Here is a 21,372-nt window from a genome sequence, read left to right as displayed (position 1 = left end):
TCGCTTCGCTCGGGCTGTAGAAGCGTTTTCTGTTTTTTGCTGCTGTCCTGCGGATCGTACGTGCCCGCTCCACCGGCTCAACCGTCCTGCGGACGGCTGCGCAGCCGATGCCTTGTGTCGGCGCTTCGCTTATTTCCTCCCACAATCCATCCGCTGCTTGCCCTTCGGGTTGCCCCGGCTCCGTCGGGCACAGCTACGCGTTGCTCCGCCAGCAGGCAAAAAACGCCCGGGGGAGGGGGAAGCTGGCCGGTCACCAAGGCCGCCCACTCACCGGATCCTCAGCAAAGGACGAGAGAAACCATGAACGATCGCATTGCACGCGCAGCCCTGACCCGACTCTTCGAACCCGGCGACCGTGTCGGTCGCGCCCTCGTGGGCAGGCTCGGAGCATACGCCGCACTGCGGCTTGCCACCGGTGCCCAACCCGCCCACACCCTCCCGGACGTCACGGCCGAAGAACTGGCCGACGGATTGAAGCGCTGGGCGCCCCGGGTCCCGGAGCTCGACCCGGAGAAGGATTTGGCCACCATCGAACGCCTGGGCGGTGGGTTCCTCATCCCGGGGGATGAGCACTGGCCGGAAGGCCTGGACGACCTGCCCGACGCCCCGTACGGGCTCTGGTGCCGGGGCAACATCGACCAAGGCATCCCAGCACCTTCGAAGTGTGTGGCCCTGACCGGTTCCCGTGACTCCACCAGCTATGGCGCCTCTGTGACAGGCGATTTGGCATACGGATTAGCCCAACGCGGCATCTGCATCGTCTCGGGCCTTGCCTACGGCATCGATGCCCATGCGCACCGCGCCGCTTTGGCCGGAGGCACCGGAGAAGGACCGGCGACCCTCGCGGTGCTGGCTGGAGGCCTTGATCGTGACTATCCGTCCGGTAACGCTGACCTCGCCGCTGCGATCCGCGGCAACGGCCTGACGCTCTCAGAGCTGCCGCCCGGTTCCGCCCCGACCCGGTACAGGTTCCTGCAAAGGAACCGCATCATCGCCGCTCTCGCCGGGGTGACCTGTGTCGTGGAAGCTCGCTGGCGCTCGGGTGCGCTAAACACCGCCCACCACGCCGAAACCATTGCCCGGCATGTCGCGGCCGTCCCCGGGAGCGTGCACAGCGCCAACTCGGCAGGATGCCACCGGCTGCTGAAGGAAGGCGCGGCGGTGCTGGTGTCCGATGAGGCCGAGCTGGCCGAACTCCTCGCAGGCTAGTTCCTTTCCAGGTGGCCGTCCCCTTTGCGGGGGCGGTCACCGCGGGCGGTCCGCCGCCGTGGCTGGCTTGCGCGGTGGGTTGGCGGCGGCGGACCGCCATTTCGCACAGGCAGTGCCGGTGGCCCGGAGCGGGCGGCCGGCGGAGTCAGGGACACCCGTTAGAAGACCGGGCTGCTGAGGAATGGTTCGCAGGGCTCACCAGGAAAGGGCGTCCGCTGCCGCGGCCGGCAGTTGGGTCCAGTGCCGGCTCCGCAGAGCTCCGCCGGCCCTGGCCCTGTCTTGTCTTCGACATTTTGGCTGCTGTCCTGACGGATTGTACGTGTCCGCTCCGGCCCGTCTAGCCCCTCCTTCGTCGGGGCCTGCGGCGCGGGAAATGTCCCTGCGGCGCTCCTTCGTCGCTGATTTCCTCCGGGAATTTCCCGCCCCTTGCCCTGCGGTAGACAGGCCTCCGTCGGCCACAGCTCCGCAAGCTTCGCCAGCAGCCAAAACAACGGCGGGGAGAGGGGAAGCTGGCCGGTCACCTTGGTCGCCCCACCCACCACATCCTCAGCAAAGGACTTTCATCATGAACGACGCAATCCGCATTTCCAGCCCCGCCGACATCCTCGGTTTCATCCCGCACTCCCTCGGGTTCGTCCCGCGTGAGTCCTTTGTGTTCCTGACCATGCGGGGGAAGACGCTGGGCGCGACACTGCGCGTCGACGCCCCCGCGTCCGCGGAACCCGCAGGGTTCGCCCGCTCCATGGTGGACTACCTCGCACTGGACACTCAGGCCACGGCGGTGCTGCTGGCAATCTACACGGCCAGCACCCCAACACCTGGGCAGCCCCGCCCGTTCCACGACCACGTCGAGGCCGTCATTGAAGTGCTGGACAGTGCGGGGACCCCGCTGCAGGACGCCTGGCTAATCACCCCGTTGCACTGGCAGAACCTGCTGTGCGACAGCGACGCCGGGTGCTGCCCGCCCGAACCGCTGGAATCCATCACGGACGGGCAACTGAACGCCGAGCTGGTGTTTCGGGGCAGCAGCTACCAAAAGACCCCCGGCGCCACATACGCGCCGTTCGCTGGCCCGGCGGACAGGGAGGAACAGATCCGTCACGCACTGCCCGGCGTGCTTGGTGCGGAGCTGGCTCCGGGCCGGGAACTGTGGGCAGAGGCTCTGACCCGGGCCGGTTGGATGGATCCGGAGACAGCGGTCGAGCTGCTGGCCTGCTTCCAGCGCCCGGACCTGCGCGACACGTTGTTTTGCAACGTGATCGACCAGGAGCTGCTGGACGCCGAGGGAAGCGGGAATCTGCTCGTGGGAGAGGGGATCACCCCGGACTGGAACCGCGTGGACCGGGCGCAGGAAACCGCCCGGGACCTCATCGACGCCGCGCCGGAAGGCTACCGGGCGCCGCTGCTGACCTTGATCGGCTGGCTGGCGTACCTCAAAGGCCAGTCGTCAGTGGCAGCGGAGCACTTCAAGCTTGCTCTGGCTGATACGCCGGGCTACCGGCTCGCGGAACTGATGGATCAGCTGGTGAGCCGGGGAACTATCGCCCCGGTCGCGAAGAACCAGGACACCGCTTACAAGCGGCACCGCTAGAAACGACGGGGCCGGGCCGGGGAAACGGTCCGGCCCCTGGGTGCTGGGGCGGCCTCCCCCGCATTCGCTCCTCCGGCCGCCGATCACGCTGCCGCGGGCGCAGCACCAGAATCCGGAAACGGCCGGACGCCGGGCTACAGTGGACAAGGAACACCATCCACTATGAGCCTGGGGGCAGCACATGAGCCACGACTACATCCTGACGGACGACGACGCAGCACCCGCCGATGCCACCCGCGCCCAGGACGTCCTCGAGCTCTCCATATTGACCATGCCCCAGCCAGGCGCACCCATCGTCGATATCTCCTGGGAAAAATCTCCGCTGGACCTGTAATTTCTGCAGCGACGACGCTGCACAACTGGTTTTCCTTTTGCTGAGGGAAAACTGAGGCCGGCCCCACGGGGCCGGCCTTAGCCCTTTAACCGCTGGCTCCGCTTTCAACCGGAAGATGCAATGCATGGCCGTACTGCGACCAGCCGCCAACGAACAGGCGTCCCTGGCCAATTCCAATGTGCTCCATCATCAGCAGGTTGTGGCAGGCGGTAACCCCGGAACCGCAGTACGAAATCACTCCGTCAGCCGATTCCACACCGGCAGAGCGGAAGTTCCCCCGAATACGGGAAGGGGGTAAAAGTGTGCCGTTTGGCTCGAGGTTCTCCCTGCAGGGAACGCTCACCGCGCCTGGTATGTGTCCCGGCCTTGGATCGATCGGATCCTGTTTGCCGTCGAACCTGTCCCGGTTCCTGGCATCAATCACCACCGCTCCCGGCGCCACCGTCTCTTCGATGTCTGCCAGGAGCGCGGAGGGCCAGGGCCGGGCGGTAAAAGTGCGGCGCGGGGGATGCGGCGTCTCCTTCTCCAAGAGCCCTGGATAGCCATTCAGGCCGCCATCCAGGACGGCGGCCGGGTGCCCTAAACTCCTCAGCATCCACACAAGACGTGCCGCGATGACTCCGCCGGCGTCGTCGTAGGCGACGACAATATCGTCGTCGCCGATCCCGGCCAAGCCCATTCCCTCGGCAAAAACTTCTGGATCAGGAAACGGGTTCCGCCCCAGCTCAGGCGAGCCCTGCCCGGAGAGCCACCGGTCCAGATCTATGAATACCGCCCCTGGCAGGTGCCCCGAATCGTACGCCGCACGTCCGGAGGAACCATCCAAGTACCAACGCACATCCGTGACGACGACGCGCTCCTGATGCTCTTGAAGCCATCGCAGGTCAACGAAAGGTGGGACAGTAATAGAAGGGGAAGCCATGCATCTATTCAACAGGTCGTCTCTCTATGTGAGACAGCTTGTATCGCATTTCGGACCCTTGGAATAGCGGCTTCTCCATAGGAATATCTCCTCCGGCCGCTATAAACGCTGAAAGGCCCAAAGATCAGAATGGGCGTCCGCTGCCGCGGCCGGCTGTGGGTCCAGTGCCGGCTCCGCAGGGCTCCGCCGCCCCTGGCCCTGTTCTGTCTACGACATTTTGGCTGCTGTCCTGACGGATTGTACGTGTCCGCTCCGGCCCGTCTAGCCCCTCCTTCGTCGGGGCCTGCGGCGCGGGAAATGTCCCTGCGGCGCTCCTTCGTCGCTGATTTCCTCCGGGAATTTCCCGCCCCTTGCCCTGCGGTAGACAGGCCTCCGTCGGCCACAGCTCCGCAAGCTTCGCCAGCAGCCAAAACAACGGCGGGGAGAGGGGAAGCTGGCCGGTCACCTTGGTCGCCCCACCCGCCGCCAAACCAAACTCGGTTCGCGCCCGCACCCGTTCCCACCCGCTTGACAGACATAGAAGCGTCGGGGGGGGGAGAGGGGAGCTGGCCGGTCACCTGAGCCGCCCCACCCACCACACTTCTCGGCAAGAAGGAGCAACACCCAATGAATGCAGCACCCACGCTGGAAATGCTTGACCCGGCAACGCTGACCGTCGATGTCAACGTCCGCAAGGACGCCGCCCTGACCCCGGATTTCATCGCCAGCATCAAGGAACACGGCGTCATGGAACCCGTGATCGCCCACCGCAGGGACGACGGGACCGTGCACGTCCTGATGGGCCAGCGCCGCACCCGCGCCGCCGTCGAAGCGGCTCGGCCCCTGATCCCCGTCATGATCATCGAAAGCCCCGAGGAAGCCGAACGCATCGTCACGCAGGTAGTGGAGAACATCCAGCGCGCCGAACTCACCGAAGCCGACGAGGCAGACGCCTACCACCAGCTGTCCCTGATCGGCGTCTCGGCCGCCGCGATCGCCAAGAAGACCGGACGGACCAAGACCACCGTCGAGTCCGCACTCAAAGCCAAGGCCACCGAGACCGGAGCCGCGGCCCTGGGCAAGGGCTACACCATCGAAGAAGCCCTGATCCTCGCCGAATTTGAGTCCGACGAAGACGCGACGGCCGAAATCGAATCGGTCATCATGGACGAACCCGACATGCTCCTGCACGTCACCCAGCAGCTGCGCGACAAGCGCGACCGCGCCGCAGCGCTGGCCGCACTCACCGCCGAACTGGAAGCGGCAGGAACCATCGTTGTTCCCGAGTGCGGCTACGGGGAGGACAGCGAAACCCTCCGCGTTACCTCACTGAAAAGGGCAGATGGGGAACCGGCCACCGACGAGGACGGAAACGCCGTCTACATCGAGACGGACTATCGCGGCGAACACTCCACCGTCGCCGTAGTCACCGGCTGGAAAGAACTGGGCTTCGCGCTCCGCTACTACAGCGGCTACGGCACCTCTTCGGCCCCCAAAGGCCCCATGACCGACGAGCAGAAAGCCGAACGGAAGACCCTGATCGAGAACAACAAGCTGATGCAGTCAGCTACGACCGTCCGGCGTGAATGGGTCAAGAACCTGCTGGCGAAGAAGCAGGCCCCCAAGGGTTGGCAGTACTTCACCCTCCACGCGATCACCCACCACTCTGAAACCGCCAGCGGCTACGAAGGGAAGGTGGCCGCAGAAATGGTCGGGGCGAAGTTCGAAGAGTCCAGCCAGTGGGCGTGGAACCCGCTCAGGGACCACGTCGCCAAAACGACCACCCGGCCGGAGTTTGGACTGATTGCGCTGATCTGCGCCGGGTATGAAAAGACCATCCAGAAAGACTCGTGGCGCTCACGGAGCCAAACCCACCGGGACTACCTGAACCAACTGGTCGCATGGGGATACACCGCATCGGAGACTGAGCAGATCATCATCGACAGCGGCGACAAGACCGAGACAGCCGGATAGACCACGGCTCCTGTGCCGGGCGGCGGATCCCAAACCCCGCCCGGCACAGGCCCAGCCCAATCGCCGCAGGAAGGCCAGGAACCTTCCAGAAGTCGGGCGGTCCGCCGCCCAGGGCGAACCACAGCAGCCACTCACCAGCGACGGACCGCCGATTAACGCACCCGACGGCCCAGCCCACCAGGTGCCGCGGCCGGCTCGCCGCCGCACCGGCTGCAGCACCCGAAGAAGAAAATTCAGCTAAGCTGAACCCATAAGTTTCCTTTGCCGAGGAGAACGCAGAAAGGCCGGCCTAACCGCCGGCCTTTCTTGTGCCCCAGGGCAAGCCGCAACGCAAAGCGTCGCTCAGCAATCAGCCCGGGACATTCCGCGGATCGTTGCCGTAGCTGTTCTTGGAACCAATCTGGCCGTCCTGGTTCCTGATGACGTGCTCCACCTTGTCCGCCTGGGCCGCTTCCCGGCCCGCGGCTACTGCCTCGTCCTTGGTGCCGTAGCCGGCACCGAACGCGCGGTCAGTACCCTCACGCTTGTTCTTCCAAGCACCGTCTTCGTAGTATGTCTCGATATCGCCCTGAGCCACTGCATAACTCCTTCTGCCGATTCGGATCCTGACACCCGCTGCAACGCGGGTAGCGAAAAGCCCCGCAGCACTTGGGACCGCGAGGCTTTCCTAACGCCGTCCGCCTGATGGGGGCCAGGCGGCGAAGCTGACACCAACCTAATAGAAAGCATGCTTACTTTTCAAGTCCGGGACGGGCGCCTCTCCCATGGTCCACACCATGCGCTGCCGGCGTGCTGTTCGCCGTGGTTCATGTTCCTGCAGCAGGGACGACACCCATTCAGCACTGCCACCCCAGCCGGACACCTATCAACACTTCCGATGGCTGGGGCCTCTCAGGCGCAGGGGGGCTAAGGCCCTGGCGAACCAGCGGGGATCACCACAGTCGCCGGCGGCGTGACCAGCCATCCGTCCCCGTGGCTCAGTGCAGAATATCCGCTCACGTATAGCGCAAAAAAGCCTAGAATATGCGGTAAAACCCCTGTTCATTCAGTTGAATGATTGCTAAAATTGAGGTAGCAAGTCAGCCAGACGAACGAAACTTATTTGATACGAAACCAGGTGCTGAAAATGACTGCTTCACCCACCGCTTACACGGTCTACACCAAGCCCGACTGCCCGAACTGTGAGAAGACGAAGGACTACTTCGACTCCAAGGGCATCACCTACACGGCGGTTGACATCACCGACGTGCCGGCAGCGCTGGAGTACATCAACGCCGAACTTGGCTACTCCCAGGCTCCCGTTGTCGTGAACAACGCTGATGATCAGGACCACTGGTCCGGGCTGCGCCGCGACAAGCTTGTCCAGGCGGCCATGAGCCACAAGGTGGCGTGAGGACCGTGACCAAGCTGCGCCCGGTTGTCGGGTACAAACTCAGCCCACGGATCCCGTTGGAGGTGGACCTGTTCCGGCAGGTCAACCCCAGCGGCAGGATTCCCACCGACGTTGTCGACCCCTACGTTGTTGAACCCGCCATTGTGGAACCCCTCGATGAGGACCTGTACGACGGCCTTCCTGCCCTCCCCTATGAGGGAGGGGATGACCGGTACCTCGAGACGATCAGCTGCGCCCCGCTCGGGGAGGGCGGGTTCTGGGATGAACACACTGCAAACCAGTACCAACCCAACGACCTCACCCACGACGAACCGGGTGGGACCGAACCTCAGAACGAACCCGCAACAGACACCGAGAACATTACGAGCGTACGAGGAAAAGGAACCATCATGGCCGGCGAAACCACCATTACTGTCATTGGAAACCTGACATCGGACCCGGAGCTGCGCTTCACCCCGGTTTCCCGTGAGTTCGGTAAAACTGAAGGCACGGCGGTCGCGAACTTCACCATTGCATCCACTCCCAGGACATTTGATGCCCAGAGTAAGGAATGGAAAGACGGCGAGACCCTCTTCCTTCGGTCCACGGTCTGGCGCGAAGCAGCCGAGCACGTTGCCGCGTCCTTGACCAAAGGCAGCCGTGTGGTTGCCACTGGCCGGCTCAAGCCCCGCACTTACGAGACGAAGGCGGGGGAGAAGCGCACGGTCATTGAATTCGAGGTCGAGGAGCTCGGGTTGTCCCTTCGCCGCACAGCGGCGCACGCTGTGGGAGCGCCCGTGAAGCGGTCGGTCCCGGAACAGTCGTCGGCGGAGGAGGGAGCAGCACCGGACGAAGCTCCGGCGGATGGTGAGGGAACGCGTGCCGGTCGGCGGGACCGGCCTCAAACCCGACAGCAACCCGCTGCCGAGGCCGGGGACAATGGCTACGCCGATGACGATCCATGGTTCGGTAAGAACGCCACGGGCGCGGGCTACGCCCAACCGGGCGGCGTGGCAGAACCGACGTTCTAAGAGCAGCGCTCCTGTAGGGGTTAGAGGATACGCTGGCCCCTCCAGGCTTCCCCATTCACCGGATCACGAGCAGAAGGGACGCGATGACGCGAGCAGGTCATCTCCGCCACGACGGCGGCCAGCAGCATTCCGATAGCTGCTGCGGTGAGGACGGCTCCGTGGCCCTCCGTCGGCGGTTTCCTGGACTGCCTGCGCCCGTGGCGGGCGGCCGGGCACACGGCATGGAACGGGCGGCTGTTTGATGGCGAGGGAGAAGAAGGTACCCGCGTTCACTCCGTACTTCACGGAGGACCAGGCGGGGCAGGTCCGGGCCGCGTTCCTGGAAACGGGGGAAGTGGAAGGTGACGCGAGCGTCTCGGACCTCATCGTGTACGCGACGATGCGTGAAGTGCGGCGCCGGCAGCGCAAGTACAACGGCGGCAAGTCCTGGCCTGGGGTGGAGGCCGGGGCGCTGCGCAGGGGGCAGCGGAAGAAGGACGAGATGGCACACCGGCGCGAGGAGATTTAGCCCGTGGCTCAGGGAAATGACGACATCGACGGCAGGCCTGGAGCTGCCAGTAACGGGTTGCCGCGGATGATGACGCTTGCCCAGGTTCAGGAGGTCCTGAACCTGGGCAGACCGATGGTTTATGGGCTGGTGAAAAGTGGTGAACTGCGCGCGGCGCAGTTCGGTCCCCGGCGGCTCTGGAGGGTTCGGCAGGATGACCTGGAAGCGTACATCGACACGGCATACGCGAAGACGGCGGAGCGCATCGCCGCGGGCCAGATTAGTGAAGGCGACGATGTGCCGGCTGAGGACTAAGAGCGGAACCTGAATCACGGCGAAGGCCGGCACCCTCTCGGGGTGCCGGCCTTCGCCGTGATTCCAGGAACGCCGTGTCACTGGGCGTGGATCGAAGGGGCTATTGTTCCCCGATGGAGGTGGCCGTTTCCTGGCTGCTGCCCTGGTCTGGCCCGGCGGATCGCTTTGCTGCCCGGCGCCGCTTGACGGCAGCTGGTTCGAGGCCAAGCTTCTTCAGTTCGTCTGCACTCCATCCGTCCCGGGTGGCCTGCACGTATGCGCGTTTGTCGTCGCGTTCGGCGGCGACAAGTTGGTCCCGCAGTTCGGTGATCCGTTGGCGGCTCCGCACGAGGGCGGTGACAGATTCGATGCGGGAGTCCAGCAGTGCGCGGGCCTGGTTTCGTGTCTGTTCAATGTCGAGGTTCGCCATGGTCCCAGCCTAACGATCCTCGCGTGGCCGGCCCTTCCGGACGCGCCCATCCTGACATGAGTTTGGCCCGTCGGTTTGGGGATGTTCTGCGAGGAGGTCGGCATTGCGTGGGTCGTTGAACCAGTCGCGCAGGTAGTCGTCGGAGTAGCTGATGGTGCGTGCGGTGAACTGGAAGTATTCGGGGCCGATACCTTGTCGCCGCCACTGCCGCAGCTGTGCGGGGGAGATTCCGTATTGCCTGGCCACTGTGGTGGGTGAGATGAGAGCCAAAACTGTACCTTTCGCTAACCCTATGCCGCGTTCCTTTCGGCACGCTTGCCGAAACTTGGTCGGTGAAGGAATTGGCCAGTCGGAGTCAGCCGGACCGTGGAATACCGGAGCGGAGCGAGGATATGCCGCGAAAGCCGGCTGCGCAGACTTGCCAAGGAAGGACCGGGCAGTAGCCTCACCCAGCCGAAACGGAACGACGCAGTCGTTTCAACCAGTCAGACGCGAAGCGTCCACCAGGGCAGTCCCCAGGAACCACCGAAACCGTCAAAAGCAGAGGCAGGTGATTTTCCGGAGCAGGCTAGACGGTTACGTGCCATAACCCGCGTGTTGCTCCACGGCCTGTGGACGTGGGTGCGGCACACTCGTGAGTGTGGCCCGGAGATTCCGGGGCGCTGCGCTGGGCATGGGGAGGGGGACCGGGATGACTGAAGAACCGAAATCTGAGCGGAAGACCCCGGGCCGGTTCTCCCGCCGCCGCCGGGCGAACATTGAGGGTGCCACCCAGTACGTGCGGGTGTCGATGTCCGAATTCGAACGCGCGCAGCTGAAGATCCTCGAGGAGCGGACCGGGCGGAGCCCATCGGAGATCCTGGTCAGCGCGGCCCTGTACGCGGAGAACTCCGAGTCACTGGCTGAACGCCGCGCAGCGGCGGTGGAGTTCATGGCGGCCCGCCGCTACCTTGCCGCCCTGTCGAACAACGTGAACCAGCTCGCCCGGCACGCGAACGCCACGGACGAATTCCCGGAAGCTGCCCGGACGGTGCTGACGCGGGTGCGGGCGGTCGCTGACCGGATCGATGCGATGCTGGATGCGATGGTGCGCTGATGATTCCCAACATCACCAAGGGCACGCGCATGCACGGGCTCATCGCCTACCTTGCCGGACCCGGCCGCGCCAACGAACATACCGATCCGCACCTGGTCGCCGGCTCACCGTCGATCATGGCCTGGCACAACGACGACGAACTTAACGCCGACGCCGCCCGGGCGATTGCCAAGGAACTCGACCGCGCCCGCGCCGTCCTGGGTGTCGAAATTCCCGGCGGCCACGTCTGGCACTGCTCCCTGTCCCTGCGAGCCGAAGAAGGCGACCTGACCGATGCGAAGTGGGCGGACATCGCGCAGGACTTCATGGACGAGATGGGATTCACCGAGACCAGCGGACGCGCACCGGCGCAGTGGGTAGCGATCCGTCACGGCCACAGCAAAGCCGGGAACGACCACATCCACATCGCCGCGTCCATGGTCCGCGAAGATGGCACGAAGTGGAGCAGCTGGCGCGACTACCCCCGCGCGCAACAGGCCGCCCGGGCGCTGGAGAAAAAGTACGGCCTGGAAGAACTCTCGCCCACGCATTCCACCCGTGGCCTGCGCCCCGGTGAACGCGAAGCATCCGAACGACGTGGAGCGCCGGAACCGGAACGCCGCTCACTGGAGCGCAAGGTCCGTGCCTGCGCCACCTCGGCCCAGGACGAGGCAGAATTCATCCGCCGACTGCGCCGCACCGGCGTCCTGGTCAGGCCGCGGTACGCGTCCGGACGCGACGACGTCGTCGTCGGCTACAGCGTGGCCGAACGTCCCCCGAAAGGTGGGCGGCCTGTCTGGTTCGGCGGCGGTCACATCGCCAAAGACCTTGCCCTGCCCAAACTCCGCCACGAATGGCCCGACACCCCACAGAGTGCCTCAGATGCGGTCGGGGAATGGCAGGCGGCTGCACGCGGCCGCCGCCCCGTCACCGTCGGCCGGGAAGCGCACGAACCGGACCCCCGGATGTGGGAACGGTACAGCGACGAGGTCGCCCGCCTGCGCGAAACGCTGCACTCCGTCCCGCTGGACGATCACGTGACCTGGGCGCACGTCGCACGCGAGACAGCCGGCGCTTTCGCGGCCTGGTCCACGGCGACCGAAGCGACACCGGGACCGCTCGCGGCAGCAGCGGCTGAGCTGTCCAAGACGGCACAGCTGCGCCGCTACCCGGTCCGCCCGATCCGCACCACCGGACCGTCAGCCCGGGGCGCTTCCCTGATGCTGATGGCGGCTTCGATGGGCGGCGCCGGAACCGCGGCGCAGGCGATCATGCTGCGCCAGCTGCTGAACGTCGCCAAAGCCATCCACGACATGCACAAGGCATCCAATGACCTGCGCCGGGCACGCCAGATCAGCCACATGGTCAAACACCACCTGAGCCAGGTCGCGGCTGCCCTGCCCGGCATCCCGACAGCCGCAGCCACCGTCGATGCCGAAGCGGCAGCGGCCGTCCGGGCGAGCACCGCCGGGCAGGTCACGGGCCGCGCACCCGGGCCGGTGCTGCCCCCGACATACGAGCAGGCACGAACCCACACGAGCACCCGCGGCGGGATCGCCCGCCCGGATCACGAGAGATAACACCAACGAGGGGGAACGATGAGTGAATCCGACGGCATTGATGAAGCCTTCGAGGGCATGTCCCGTATCGGGCTGACCATAGCGGGCCGGATCGGCGAGCAGTTCGCCAGGGCACGCGAACAGGAGATGCGCCGCGCCCAAGCGGCCGAGGAACAACAGGCCCGGGAACTGCAGGCGAGGTTCGACGCGTGGCGCGCAGCGGCCCGCGCCCAGCTCGCACCGGTCATGGACAACCGTTGGTGGGATACCGCCAGCGGCCGCGACATCGAACGCGTCCACGAAGCGGCCAACGCGTGGCGGGACCGTGACCCGGCAGCGCACGACGCGGCAGAGGTTATCCGTGACCAAGTACTCTTTCGCTACGGCATCGACGTCGATACCCTGAACGCCGACGCAGGCTGGATGGAGGACGCCGTAGCCCAGGCCGTGCGGGACCGCGCCAAGGCCGAGAAGGAGCGCACTGCCGGGCGCGACGACGACGGCCAGGCGGCATTGCTGCTGGCCGCGGCCGACCGGGAAGACAGGGAATACGCGAAAGCCCTTGAAGCTCCGCCGAAGGAAGACCTGGACCAGGCACTGGCCTGGCTCCGCGAATCCCGACCGCTCGAAGCGCAGGGCTGGGAAATGCATCACAACTTTGCGGACAGCCTGATCGAGGAAAGGAACATGGAGCGGAGCCTGATCCAGGACTGGGTGGCCGCGCGCGACAATCCCGCCGCCGGGCACCTGCGTGACGAAGCAGGAGTCAAGTACGACTCGGCTGAACGCCGGCAGGACCTGGCCGCCAGCCTCGACGGCGTGGCCGACCGCGAAGCCGTGCAGGCACGCCTCAGCGCCGACCAGGACCAGGGCACACCACCCAGCGCAGCCCTCGGCAAAGGAACAAGGCCCGCAAAAGCCCGCAAGACCCGCAAAGCCAGCGGCCTGACAAAACTCCTTCAAAAAGGCATGAGCCGGTAGGGCTCTCGAGGAGCCCCTGCCCCTGCCCAGGAGAACCGCACCGGGCTGCCAGGTGAATTATGAAACGCGGGGTCGGCCGCCGCTGCGTGGCCGGCCCTCGCGCCACCCCGGCAGGGCCTTATCCAGCCGCGACTTCTTCTCCCGTGTCATCTTGCCTCTGTTGTAGTTGATGCGCTGGCCGTGCAGCCAGACCCCGAGAGTACGCTCGAGTGGATCATCGGTCTTCTGGTGCCGCGGCAATCCACCGCTTGCTTTCCGGAAGGCCCGTACTTCCCCCAGCCGCCGCTGCCACCGGGCCTCGTCCTCAGCCTTGCGGGGCGAGGCCTGGTCCCAGCCGGGGATAACCCCCAGGCCGTCGCGGAGCGCGGGGGAGAGGGTTCCCGCTGCCGACTCCTTTCGCCGCCGGTACAGCCAGCTGGCCAGTGTTTGCTCATGGGAAGATTTTGCGTGGGCCGCCGGCAGGCGCCCCTCCGCCCGGTAGAACAAGACCAGCTCCTCCATGCGTTGCAGGGCCGTGTCGGATGGGACCTTCACGGGTGCAGCGGCGGCATGCTCGCCGCGAAGACCAGGATCTGCCTTCGCCGCGATCTGCAAGTGATAACGGACAGTCGTCACCGCAGCACCGCAGACGCCAGCGATCTTCGCCGGCTCGATGCCCCTCCGGTACATCTCCACCCACTCCCAGTACGGAGCAGGACGCCGCGCCTGCGGCGCGACTTCCTTCGTCTGAGCCAACAGTCGCCCCCTATGGTTCTTGCCCTCACGGGTAGCCTACGGCCACGGACCCGGCAGGGCCCGGTCAGTGGGGCAGGAACGGAAGTGTGCAGACAGTGTCTGCACACTTCCCCTCGTCTTCCGCGGACCACGAGTTGGTCAGCGGGCTCCCAATGAAACGCCGGGCACCGGCCGTGCCACACCGCCAAGCCCTCCCGGGGGATGAGAACGACCTGACCGGCTCCGAGGATTTCTCCGCAAGCCAGGACAGGGGGATAACGCTCCAGCCTGATGTTTCGCCCTGCCGGCGTCGCAGCGCGCTCTGGGGCGCACCCGCCGATAGGACGTGACGCGGCGTCGGGATGGCGGTGGAGTTTTGCCGAGTAGGAGTAGTAGTATCACTATTACTACTACTCCTACTGCCGCTTCTATCGAAAGGGTTCCGCCGTGGCCCAAAGCGTCAAAGACCGCGTTTTTGCTGCCGCCGAGCAAATCAGCGTCGAGCGGCGTCCCACGGTCTCGACTGTCCGTGCAGCTGCCGGCGTGAGCAACGCCGACGCTACCCGCTACCTGAAGGAATGGAACGAGGAGAAGCAGGCCGCCGGCGGGCAGGTCGCGGCAACACCACCGGCCATCCTCGAACAGGCCGCACGGCTTGCCGGCGCTGTCTGGGCCGAGGCGTCCACCGCAGCGAACGAACGGCACCAAGCTGCCGAAGAGCTTTGGGCCCGAGAGAAGAAGGAGCTAAACGAGGAGGTAGCCGAACTCGTTGCCGACCTCGACAAGGTCACCGCAGAGAAGGAATCGGCCACGTCAGAGCTGACGAACCAGATTGAGGAGCTGAAGCGACAGCTGGGCGCCACTGCGGAACAACTCGAGCAGGCACGTGCAGCCGAACAGGAAGCAACGTCCGCCGCAGCAGCAGCAACAACCCGGGCAGCCGCCGCTGAAGCCCGGGCCGAAGCACTGCAGGAAGCCCACAACAGCCTGCTCGAACGCATCACTCCACAGCCGCCCACCAAAGCCAGGGAACCGAAGGCCTGACCCCGACGAGGAAGCCCCCGGCCTGGCCGACACTAAACACCGGCCCGTCCCACTGCGGGGCTTCTCTGATTCCTCATGGGTGCCTCGTTGCAGCCTTAGCCGCTCAAAGTGGTCGGCTAGGGGGAGGCTTGTTCTCGCCCCATCGATAGGATCGAAACCATGACTGACCCTCGTGACCTAGCCCTGCCCTCCGGCTACGCCGAACTCCTCGGCGAGCTCAAAGACCGGGTCAGGGCAGCCCGACTCCAGGCAGTCCGGACCGTCAACGCACAGCTCATTGCCCTGAACTGGTCCATCGGTAAGACCATCCTTGAACGTCAGGCAAGCGAGGGGTGGGGGAGCGGAGTAATCGGACGATTGGCCGAGGACCTTGGTGCTGAGTTCCCCGATATGAAGGGCCTGTCCCGGTCAAACCTGCAGTACATGCGCAGCTTCGCTGAGGCATGGCCAGCCTTCGACCCAAATGTCCCACAGGCTGTGGGACATTTGCCCTGGGGCCACATCCGCACCATCCTGGACAAACGCCTCGACCCCCAGACACGGGACCAGTACGCCGCCGCTGCGGTTAAACATGGCTGGTCACGCAACGTGCTCATGAACATGATCATGAACAAGACCGTAGAACGCACAGGTGCTGCCCCCTCCAATTTCGTCGAGCACCTCGCTGCCCCGGACTCCGAACTGGCCCAACAGGTCGCCAAGGACCCTTACAACTTCGAATTCCTCGGCCTCTCCGGCGAAGTAGCCGAACGCGACCTGGAGAACGCCCTAACCAGCAGAATCACCGAAACCCTCCGCGAACTCGGCCCAGGATTCGCCTTCGTCGGCCGTCAAGTCCACTTCGATGTGGACGGCGACGACTTCTACATCGACCTGCTGTTTTTCCACATAGAACAGTCCCGGTATGTAGTTATTGAACTGAAAACCGGCAAGTTCCAGCCTGAATACGCTGGCAAGCTGAACTTTTACGTGGCCCTCGTCGACGACACACTCCGGCGCGGCCATCACAAAGAGACCATTGGCATCCTCATCTGCGGTACGAAGAACGACCGCAGCGTCCGCTACAGCCTGGGCCGCTCCACATCGCCCATGGCCGTCGCAGCCTACACCTACGACAAACTGCCCCTTGCGGAACAGCAAGCACTCCCCAACGAGGGACATCTTGTCGCCGCCCTGGAATGGGCCGAACCAGACTCCGATGTAAGTGACTATGGCTCCAGCCAGGCTAAATGATGCACGGCCAACGTTAACCCCTCAAGCTTGGTCAGCATCACTCCATCCGGAGAAGTTGCCACCTGATTTGTCCAGAGAACTTTGGACAAATCAGCCTGCATGAGCGTTCCGGACGCCTTAGTGCGGTTAAGGGGGCTATATGGTGGTCGAACTAAAAGTCGGCCACATTCAAACCAGAGCGCTCGGCTCAGCCGGAACTTTTTTGCCTCGGTCGTCAACGACAATACCCACGGCTCCCCAAGAGCTGACAAGTCGAGTAGCTCTCGCAAATAGAGGGGCATCGCTGATTGGCTTCAGGCGTATTCTCCCGGGGGCGGGTCCTCGTCGTCCGAACAATTCCATCGGCCATAGAGCCGTTGCGGTACTTGTGGCACAAAAAATAGGACCGGAATCACGAATGGATCCCGGTCCTAATTTTTTTATGCTTTTAATGAGCGGCTTCGTACTTCTCTACGATATCCGCTTGAATACGACCGCGCGTGTTCACCTGGATGCCATTCTCGGCCGCCCACATCCGTACCGCCTTGGCGTCAGGACCACCCTGTGCGGACTTCGTACGAGCCGCCACGGAACGGCTACGCGCCCCGGCTACCTTGCGACCGGCGTCGGTAAAACGCATCAGGGCCTCGCGCAACTCATTTGCGTGTCCCTCATTGAGATCAATTTCATATTCACTGCCATCCAGAGCGAAAGATATCGTTTCCGTAGCTTCCGAACCGTCAATATCATCTTCCAGCAGCACGACTGTCTTTTTTGCCATGAAACAAGACTATCAGCGTGCTGACTATTCAGAGCGTCGCCTAAACAAGTAGTTGCCCGCCCTGGAATAGGAAGCCACTAGCGATAGCAATTTCCCGAGGCGCTGAAGGTTCTTGGGTCCTCTACCTAACCGCGGGTGGGAAGATCACCAGCAATAAGCTGAGGGCAGCAAGGAGCTGGCGTCAGTTGATGCACGGTATGGGCTGACGCTATGAGCGGCGACTGTCAGATTGGAATCTATGGCCTGGTCTACGAGGACGTTGAATAACCCTATCGGGACCCTATCCTGACGCCCTAGCCGCTGCCGCCTGACGTCAGGTTGGGGTGTTCCCTATCTGTACACCAAAGTGTCGCACTGAAGCAGGGGCGGTGACACCTGAAGATGATGGGAACTTCCCACCTAGCCTCTATTTAGCAGGAAGGCGTTGAACTGGTCCGTCAGGTCGGGGTCGCGCTTGATCTCTACTCCGTCAACATGGGTGAGGGGAACGCTCATCCGTACGCTTGAGACAAGCCATGCGGCGTCGGCGCCCAGCAACGCATCTTGACCGATCCGTTCATAGGAACCTCGCAGCCCGAGGTTTTCGCAGTTGGCGAAAATGTCCCGTTGGGTAGTCCCGTGAAGGATACCCAACCCGGGGTCTGGGGTCAGCAGCCGGTCGCCGTGCCGGACGATTAGGGTTGAGGTGGGGCCCTCCAGCAGAAGTCCGTCCGCTGTTGTAAAAACAACTTCTTGCGAGTCCTGGCGGCGTGCTTCCCGGAGCGCCGCCATATGTTGCGCGTAAGACAAGTGCTTGGCCCCGAAGAGCAGCCAGGGTTCTTCTGTCACGAGTGAACTGTGGTAGCCCTTGTTCAAAAGGATCACACGCAGCCCCTCTGTTCGAACTGTATGGTAGTCGGGCATGTCTGAGAGGACGATCCAGGCTGCAGGGCGCCCGTTAGTTCCTGGGCCCCCGCGCGTCAGCACCAGCCTGAGCGAGTACTCCCCGGTGGGACCGGTCATGGCGGCGGTCGTCCTGACAATTCGCCGGAGTTCGTCGATGTCGGGTTCGGGCAGGTCGAGCAGGCGCGCGCTGATCTTGAGCCGCTCCAGGTGAGGATCAAGTGCCTGGGCACGTCGTTTGATTACACCGAACGTCTCGAACACGCCGTCCCCCCGTTCAGCTCCAGAGTCCAGTACTGAAATGGTCGGATCGGAGGCTGGCCGCCGATCGATCGTCGTGGTGGGGGATCTTCCGCTCAAGGGGCACTCGAAGAAGAGAGTGGTGGCTTCCACCGGCAACTCCTGTGGTTGGTGGTTGGTTTGTATGGCAGGTACTGATTTGCTGCCCCCGGCACTGAACTACGGGAGCACGATCGGCGCTTTCCGAATGCAGGAAGCCCTGCGGGTTCAACGCGTTGCTTTTTGCCGACTTCAGTTTGAATATGCCGGGGTCACGGCCCGATAGGTCGCGCCGGGCGCGCTCCGGGTTAGGTGGGAAGAGGTGCGAAGTCAGGCTCCCCGGCCTCGGCGACGACTTGCTCCATCGTCTGCGCTCGGCGGGCGATGCTCCAGCGGCGTTGTCCTGCCTCGTCCGTGGATACTGCGTAGACGACCGGACGCGCTAAGGCGTTGTAGGAGAAGTGGCTGGAGAAGTAGTAGCCACCCGTTTCGGGCAGGGCGATCAGATCGGAGGATGTGATCGTTGGCAGTGACCGTCCTACGGCGAGCATGTCGCCGGAGAAGCAGGCCGGCCCGGCGATATCCTGCACAATTGCCTTCCCGCTGCGCGGAACCCCGGCGGCATCGAAGACTTCGATCCGCAGGGGCCAGTATTCCGGCATGAATATTGTGCGCGTTGCTACTTGGACCCCTGCATGGGTGATCGCGATGGGCCGTCCTCCCGTTGACTTCGCATACTCGACCCTTGTAACCAGTGTGCCGGCTTTGGCGGTTAAGGCCCGCCCAAACTCCGTGACAAGGGTGAAGCGTCCGCTGAAGAGTTCCGGAATGACGCTCTCGAGGGCAGAGCGGTGGTCTTGGAACGTAGGAGTGATTTCGTCCGATTCGAAGTTCACCGATAGGCCGCCTCCCACGTCGATGCGTCTGACCTGGTCGTTACCGACCCGCTGGGCGATGGCCTCTGCCAGATCAAGGATTAGGCGGACGCCCCGAGCGGTATGCCCAAGTTCAACACCTTGTGATCCGCTGTGGACGTGCAGTTGGTCAAGCCAGGGTCGGGCCGCGAACGCCTCGATCAGGTCCTCGCGGTGATCCGTGAGTCCAACCCCGAACTTTGAAGTGTCGGTAGCTGTACTCATAGCGTCTATCGTTCCCGCTCCTGTCTGCGGGTTGATCCGAACGCCGATGTGCGGCATTGGACCTTCAATGTCGGCGATGAGTTCGTCAACGCGTGCAAGCTCCTCGAAGTTGTCGACATTGAATGACACACCGAGGCGAAGTGCCAATTCGATCTCTCGGCGGGTCTTGGCGGGCGAATCGAAGATGATTCGATCGGGAGCGAAGCCTGCGGCAAGGGCAAGTTCGAGCTCGCCGGGACTGGCCACTTCACATCCCATGCCAGCTTGTGCATAGTGTGCCAGGACGGGCCTCAGGGCTATGGCCTTAGCCGCGACCGTGTGCAAGGCCGGGAGAGATTCAGGATAAGCAGCCTTGAGCGCGCCGATGAGTTCATCAACAGTATCGAGATCAATTACACCGCAGAGCGGTGCTTCGTCCGTGACCAAACCCCGAAGTGCGAGCTCACCTACGATCTCCCTCCGCCGACGGCGCAGCGTCTCGGCGTCAGGGAGGAGGACGCTGTCAACGGGGGAAAAGTGAGTCATGAAGTCTGTCCGTTCCTAATGGTATTGCTAAACATGGCAGGGACCGCCCCTGTGCCGGTGACGCCCCGGTTGCCGCTGATAGTAGATCCATTCATGGGGCCTGTCCCTTCGATCGAGGAGACGGCGAGGCTCTGCATCGCCTCCATCAAGCAGCAAGATTCGGTCGTCCAGAGTGACGGGGCCAACGATCCCGCGGCGACATCCTCATTACGGAGCTGGTCGCTTGGCGATTACTCGCTGACCGATCAAGGGCTTCTACTTAGGTTTTAGGCGAAAGCCATGTCGGTGCCGCTGCTCCTTAGCGACTTGGCGTTGGCTGCTTGTAAGCGTGGGGGTGGCCGGTAAATGCAGCTTTAGACTGTGACGAGCTCCTGCCAATCAGCGAGGACATGGCCGTGTGCATCGCTGACGGACTTGTTAGTCACCTTTCCTGCCGCCACGTTAAGGCCCGCAGCCAGGGCAGGATATCGGTCGAAGGCGGCCTTCGCTCCTAGATTTGCCAGGGCCACGGCATAGCGCAAGGTGACATTGGTCAAGGCATAAGTGGACGTGTTCGGAACTGCACCGGGCATGTTAGCCACGCAGTAGAAAATCGTATCGTGGACCCGGTATGTGGGTTCCTGGTGAGTTGTAGGGCGGGTGTCCTCGAAGCAGCCGCCCTGGTCCACGGCGATATCTACCAGAACTGAGCCGGGCTTCATTCGGGCCACGAGTTCGTTGGTGACCAGCTTAGGGGCCTTCGCACCTGGGATCAGAACGGAGCCGATGACGAGATCTGCATCAATGACTGCCTTTTCGATCTCGTAGGAATTCGAGGCGATGGTCTTAATGCACCCTTGGTACTGAGCGTCGAGCTCGCGCAGCCGGTTGATGTTGATGTCAAGGATGGTGACGTCTGCCCCTAGGCCCCGTGCCATGGCCGCGGCGTTCGTGCCGGCGACTCCTGCGCCGAGGACGACGACCTTGGCGGGACGGACGCCCGGGACGCCACCCAGCAGCACGCCCTTGCCGCCGGCGGGTGCCATCAGGGATGCCGCCCCGACCTGTACGGAGAGCCGGCCCGCTACCTCTGACATCGGGGCCAGCAGCGGCAGGGACCGCCCTTCCTGCACCGTTTCGTAGGCAATAGCAGTGACGCCAGAGTCAATGAGAGCCCGCGTCAAGTCAGGTTCGGCGGCAAGGTGCAAGTACGTGAAAAGGAGTAGCCCCTCACGGAAGTGGCGATATTCGGAGGCGACAGGCTCCTTGACCTTCATGACCATGTCTGCTCGGGCCCAAGCTTCGTCAGCGGTTTTCACGATCTCAGCGCCTGAAAGCGTGTACTCCTGATCGCTAATGCCAGAGCCGGTACCAGCACCTGTCTCCACGAGCACTTCGTGGCCGTTTTCCTTCAGCTCGTGCACCCCTGCGGCCGTGATAGCCACCCGGAATTCATTGTTCTTAACTTCTTTGGGAACGGAGATGATCATGTCGGACTCTTTCTGAAGGGGACTTGCTCCTACAGTGAAAATATTGGCAGAACCTGCGGTGAATAGCGGTTAGACCGCAGGCAATGCAA

22 protein-coding genes are annotated in these 21,372 nt (G+C 63.7%); 13 read left to right on the top strand and 9 right to left on the bottom strand.

The features are described from left to right. Positions 1-300: 300 nt before the first annotated feature. From dprA to AC3IMC_RS15560, 3 genes are all read left to right on the top strand, one after another. The gene (gene dprA, locus AC3IMC_RS15570) at positions 301-1,209 is read left to right on the top strand and encodes a DNA-processing protein DprA (protein WP_490919481.1); all 909 of its coding nucleotides are present in this window, start codon (positions 301-303) and stop codon (positions 1,207-1,209) included. Positions 1,210-1,774: 565 nt separating this feature from the next. After that, positions 1,775-2,800 carry a DUF4192 domain-containing protein gene (locus AC3IMC_RS15565; RefSeq protein WP_490919480.1) on the top strand — a complete coding sequence of 342 codons (1,026 nt, stop codon included), beginning with the start codon at positions 1,775-1,777 and terminating at the stop codon, positions 2,798-2,800. A 181-nt stretch (positions 2,801-2,981) separates the two neighbouring features. Beyond that, complete coding sequence (locus AC3IMC_RS15560; RefSeq protein ID WP_490919478.1) at positions 2,982-3,134, top strand: hypothetical protein; 153 nt, start codon at positions 2,982-2,984, stop codon at positions 3,132-3,134. Between the two features lie 85 nt (positions 3,135-3,219). Here AC3IMC_RS15560 and AC3IMC_RS15555 read toward each other — a convergent pair whose 3' ends face one another. After that, complete coding sequence (locus tag AC3IMC_RS15555) at positions 3,220-4,056, bottom strand: sulfurtransferase (protein ID WP_490919476.1); 837 nt, start codon at positions 4,054-4,056, stop codon at positions 3,220-3,222. Positions 4,057-4,662: 606 nt separating this feature from the next. Here AC3IMC_RS15555 and AC3IMC_RS15550 point away from each other — a divergent pair. Beyond that, a complete protein-coding gene (locus AC3IMC_RS15550) occupies positions 4,663-6,009 on the top strand; it encodes a ParB/RepB/Spo0J family partition protein (RefSeq protein ID WP_490919475.1) in 1,347 nt (448 codons plus the stop codon). 349 nt (positions 6,010-6,358) lie between these two features. Here AC3IMC_RS15550 and AC3IMC_RS15545 read toward each other — a convergent pair whose 3' ends face one another. Beyond that, the gene (locus AC3IMC_RS15545) at positions 6,359-6,586 is read right to left on the bottom strand and encodes a DUF2188 domain-containing protein (protein WP_221385112.1); all 228 of its coding nucleotides are present in this window, start codon (positions 6,584-6,586) and stop codon (positions 6,359-6,361) included. Between the two features lie 549 nt (positions 6,587-7,135). Between AC3IMC_RS15545 and AC3IMC_RS15540 the strand changes: the two genes are divergently transcribed. The 4 genes from AC3IMC_RS15540 to AC3IMC_RS15525 all read left to right on the top strand — a co-directional run bounded on the left by AC3IMC_RS15540 (position 7,136) and on the right by AC3IMC_RS15525 (position 9,214). Further along, on the top strand, positions 7,136-7,402 hold the full coding sequence (locus AC3IMC_RS15540) for a glutaredoxin family protein (RefSeq protein WP_490919474.1): 267 nt from the start codon (positions 7,136-7,138) through the stop codon (positions 7,400-7,402). Positions 7,403-7,407: 5 nt separating this feature from the next. Beyond that, positions 7,408-8,412, top strand: a complete 1,005-nt coding sequence (locus AC3IMC_RS15535) for a single-stranded DNA-binding protein (RefSeq protein ID WP_490919472.1) — start codon at positions 7,408-7,410, stop codon at positions 8,410-8,412. A 241-nt stretch (positions 8,413-8,653) separates the two neighbouring features. Continuing rightward, positions 8,654-8,920, top strand: coding sequence for a ParB family protein (locus AC3IMC_RS15530; RefSeq protein ID WP_490919470.1), 267 nt, complete (start codon positions 8,654-8,656; stop codon positions 8,918-8,920). Between the two features lie 3 nt (positions 8,921-8,923). After that, positions 8,924-9,214, top strand: a complete 291-nt coding sequence (locus AC3IMC_RS15525) for a helix-turn-helix domain-containing protein (RefSeq protein ID WP_490919468.1) — start codon at positions 8,924-8,926, stop codon at positions 9,212-9,214. Positions 9,215-9,314: 100 nt separating this feature from the next. Here AC3IMC_RS15525 and AC3IMC_RS15520 read toward each other — a convergent pair whose 3' ends face one another. Next, positions 9,315-9,623, bottom strand: a complete 309-nt coding sequence (locus tag AC3IMC_RS15520) for a hypothetical protein (protein WP_490919467.1) — start codon at positions 9,621-9,623, stop codon at positions 9,315-9,317. A gap of 9 nt (positions 9,624-9,632) precedes the next feature. Next, positions 9,633-9,893, bottom strand: coding sequence for a helix-turn-helix transcriptional regulator (locus AC3IMC_RS15515; protein WP_490919466.1), 261 nt, complete (start codon positions 9,891-9,893; stop codon positions 9,633-9,635). A gap of 421 nt (positions 9,894-10,314) precedes the next feature. On the opposite strand from AC3IMC_RS15515, the gene mobC reads away from it, so the two are divergent. From mobC to AC3IMC_RS15500, 3 genes are read left to right on the top strand one after another with little or no spacing between them, the layout of a single operon-like run. Further along, entirely contained in the window at positions 10,315-10,719 is a 405-nt protein-coding gene (gene mobC, locus AC3IMC_RS15510) for a plasmid mobilization relaxosome protein MobC (protein ID WP_490919464.1), read from the top strand. Beyond that, positions 10,719-12,278: a relaxase/mobilization nuclease domain-containing protein gene (locus tag AC3IMC_RS15505; RefSeq protein WP_490919463.1), complete on the top strand. Its 1,560-nt coding sequence runs from the start codon at positions 10,719-10,721 to the stop codon at positions 12,276-12,278. The genes mobC and AC3IMC_RS15505 overlap by 1 nt, the downstream gene beginning before the upstream one ends. Before the next feature lie 18 nt (positions 12,279-12,296). Continuing rightward, entirely contained in the window at positions 12,297-13,238 is a 942-nt protein-coding gene (locus AC3IMC_RS15500) for a hypothetical protein (protein WP_490919462.1), read from the top strand. A 57-nt stretch (positions 13,239-13,295) separates the two neighbouring features. Here AC3IMC_RS15500 and AC3IMC_RS15495 read toward each other — a convergent pair whose 3' ends face one another. Continuing rightward, complete coding sequence (locus tag AC3IMC_RS15495; protein ID WP_490919461.1) at positions 13,296-13,973, bottom strand: helicase associated domain-containing protein; 678 nt, start codon at positions 13,971-13,973, stop codon at positions 13,296-13,298. 426 nt (positions 13,974-14,399) lie between these two features. Here AC3IMC_RS15495 and AC3IMC_RS15490 point away from each other — a divergent pair, with 426 nt between their 5' ends. Together AC3IMC_RS15490 and AC3IMC_RS15485 are read left to right on the top strand one after the other, a co-directional pair. Next, positions 14,400-14,996 (top strand): DNA-binding protein, encoded by a 597-nt coding sequence (locus AC3IMC_RS15490; protein WP_490919459.1) that lies wholly within the window; start codon positions 14,400-14,402, stop codon positions 14,994-14,996. 159 nt (positions 14,997-15,155) lie between these two features. After that, the gene (locus AC3IMC_RS15485; protein WP_490919458.1) at positions 15,156-16,229 is read left to right on the top strand and encodes a PDDEXK nuclease domain-containing protein; all 1,074 of its coding nucleotides are present in this window, start codon (positions 15,156-15,158) and stop codon (positions 16,227-16,229) included. 427 nt (positions 16,230-16,656) lie between these two features. Here AC3IMC_RS15485 and AC3IMC_RS15480 read toward each other — a convergent pair whose 3' ends face one another. The 4 genes from AC3IMC_RS15480 to ald form a co-directional block, all read right to left on the bottom strand. Next, positions 16,657-16,989: a histone-like nucleoid-structuring protein Lsr2 gene (locus AC3IMC_RS15480; protein ID WP_490919456.1), complete on the bottom strand. Its 333-nt coding sequence runs from the start codon at positions 16,987-16,989 to the stop codon at positions 16,657-16,659. Between the two features lie 399 nt (positions 16,990-17,388). After that, the gene (locus tag AC3IMC_RS15475; protein ID WP_490919455.1) at positions 17,389-18,264 is read right to left on the bottom strand and encodes an aminotransferase class IV; all 876 of its coding nucleotides are present in this window, start codon (positions 18,262-18,264) and stop codon (positions 17,389-17,391) included. A gap of 194 nt (positions 18,265-18,458) precedes the next feature. Further along, positions 18,459-19,814, bottom strand: coding sequence for a type III PLP-dependent enzyme domain-containing protein (locus tag AC3IMC_RS15470; protein ID WP_490919454.1), 1,356 nt, complete (start codon positions 19,812-19,814; stop codon positions 18,459-18,461). Between the two features lie 353 nt (positions 19,815-20,167). Next, positions 20,168-21,283, bottom strand: coding sequence for an alanine dehydrogenase (gene ald, locus AC3IMC_RS15465; protein ID WP_490919452.1), 1,116 nt, complete (start codon positions 21,281-21,283; stop codon positions 20,168-20,170). Positions 21,284-21,372 lie beyond the last annotated feature (89 nt).

This window comes from Arthrobacter sp. E70, assembly GCF_058266945.1.
This window is presented reverse-complemented; position numbering and strand designations above follow the sequence as displayed.

What these genes read in the sequence shown, in the direction of transcription:
- AC3IMC_RS15565 (WP_490919480.1), top strand. Translation starts at nt 1,775, where the DNA reads ATGAACGACGCAATCCGCATTTCCAGCCCCGCCGACATCCTCGGTTTC.
- AC3IMC_RS15505 (WP_490919463.1), top strand. Translation starts at nt 10,719, where the DNA reads ATGATTCCCAACATCACCAAGGGCACGCGCATGCACGGGCTCATCGCC.
- AC3IMC_RS15560 (WP_490919478.1), top strand. Translation starts at nt 2,982, where the DNA reads ATGAGCCACGACTACATCCTGACGGACGACGACGCAGCACCCGCCGAT.
- AC3IMC_RS15485 (WP_490919458.1), top strand. Translation starts at nt 15,156, where the DNA reads ATGACTGACCCTCGTGACCTAGCCCTGCCCTCCGGCTACGCCGAACTC.
- mobC (WP_490919464.1), top strand. Translation starts at nt 10,315, where the DNA reads ATGACTGAAGAACCGAAATCTGAGCGGAAGACCCCGGGCCGGTTCTCC.
- AC3IMC_RS15500 (WP_490919462.1), top strand. Translation starts at nt 12,297, where the DNA reads ATGAGTGAATCCGACGGCATTGATGAAGCCTTCGAGGGCATGTCCCGT.
- AC3IMC_RS15520 (WP_490919467.1), bottom strand. Translation starts at nt 9,623, where the DNA reads ATGGCGAACCTCGACATTGAACAGACACGAAACCAGGCCCGCGCACTG.
- AC3IMC_RS15470 (WP_490919454.1), bottom strand. Translation starts at nt 19,814, where the DNA reads ATGACTCACTTTTCCCCCGTTGACAGCGTCCTCCTCCCTGACGCCGAG.
- AC3IMC_RS15555 (WP_490919476.1), bottom strand. Translation starts at nt 4,056, where the DNA reads ATGGCTTCCCCTTCTATTACTGTCCCACCTTTCGTTGACCTGCGATGG.
- AC3IMC_RS15480 (WP_490919456.1), bottom strand. Translation starts at nt 16,989, where the DNA reads ATGGCAAAAAAGACAGTCGTGCTGCTGGAAGATGATATTGACGGTTCG.
- dprA (WP_490919481.1), top strand. Translation starts at nt 301, where the DNA reads ATGAACGATCGCATTGCACGCGCAGCCCTGACCCGACTCTTCGAACCC.
- ald (WP_490919452.1), bottom strand. Translation starts at nt 21,283, where the DNA reads ATGATCATCTCCGTTCCCAAAGAAGTTAAGAACAATGAATTCCGGGTG.
- AC3IMC_RS15550 (WP_490919475.1), top strand. Translation starts at nt 4,663, where the DNA reads ATGAATGCAGCACCCACGCTGGAAATGCTTGACCCGGCAACGCTGACC.
- AC3IMC_RS15530 (WP_490919470.1), top strand. Translation starts at nt 8,654, where the DNA reads ATGGCGAGGGAGAAGAAGGTACCCGCGTTCACTCCGTACTTCACGGAG.
- AC3IMC_RS15540 (WP_490919474.1), top strand. Translation starts at nt 7,136, where the DNA reads ATGACTGCTTCACCCACCGCTTACACGGTCTACACCAAGCCCGACTGC.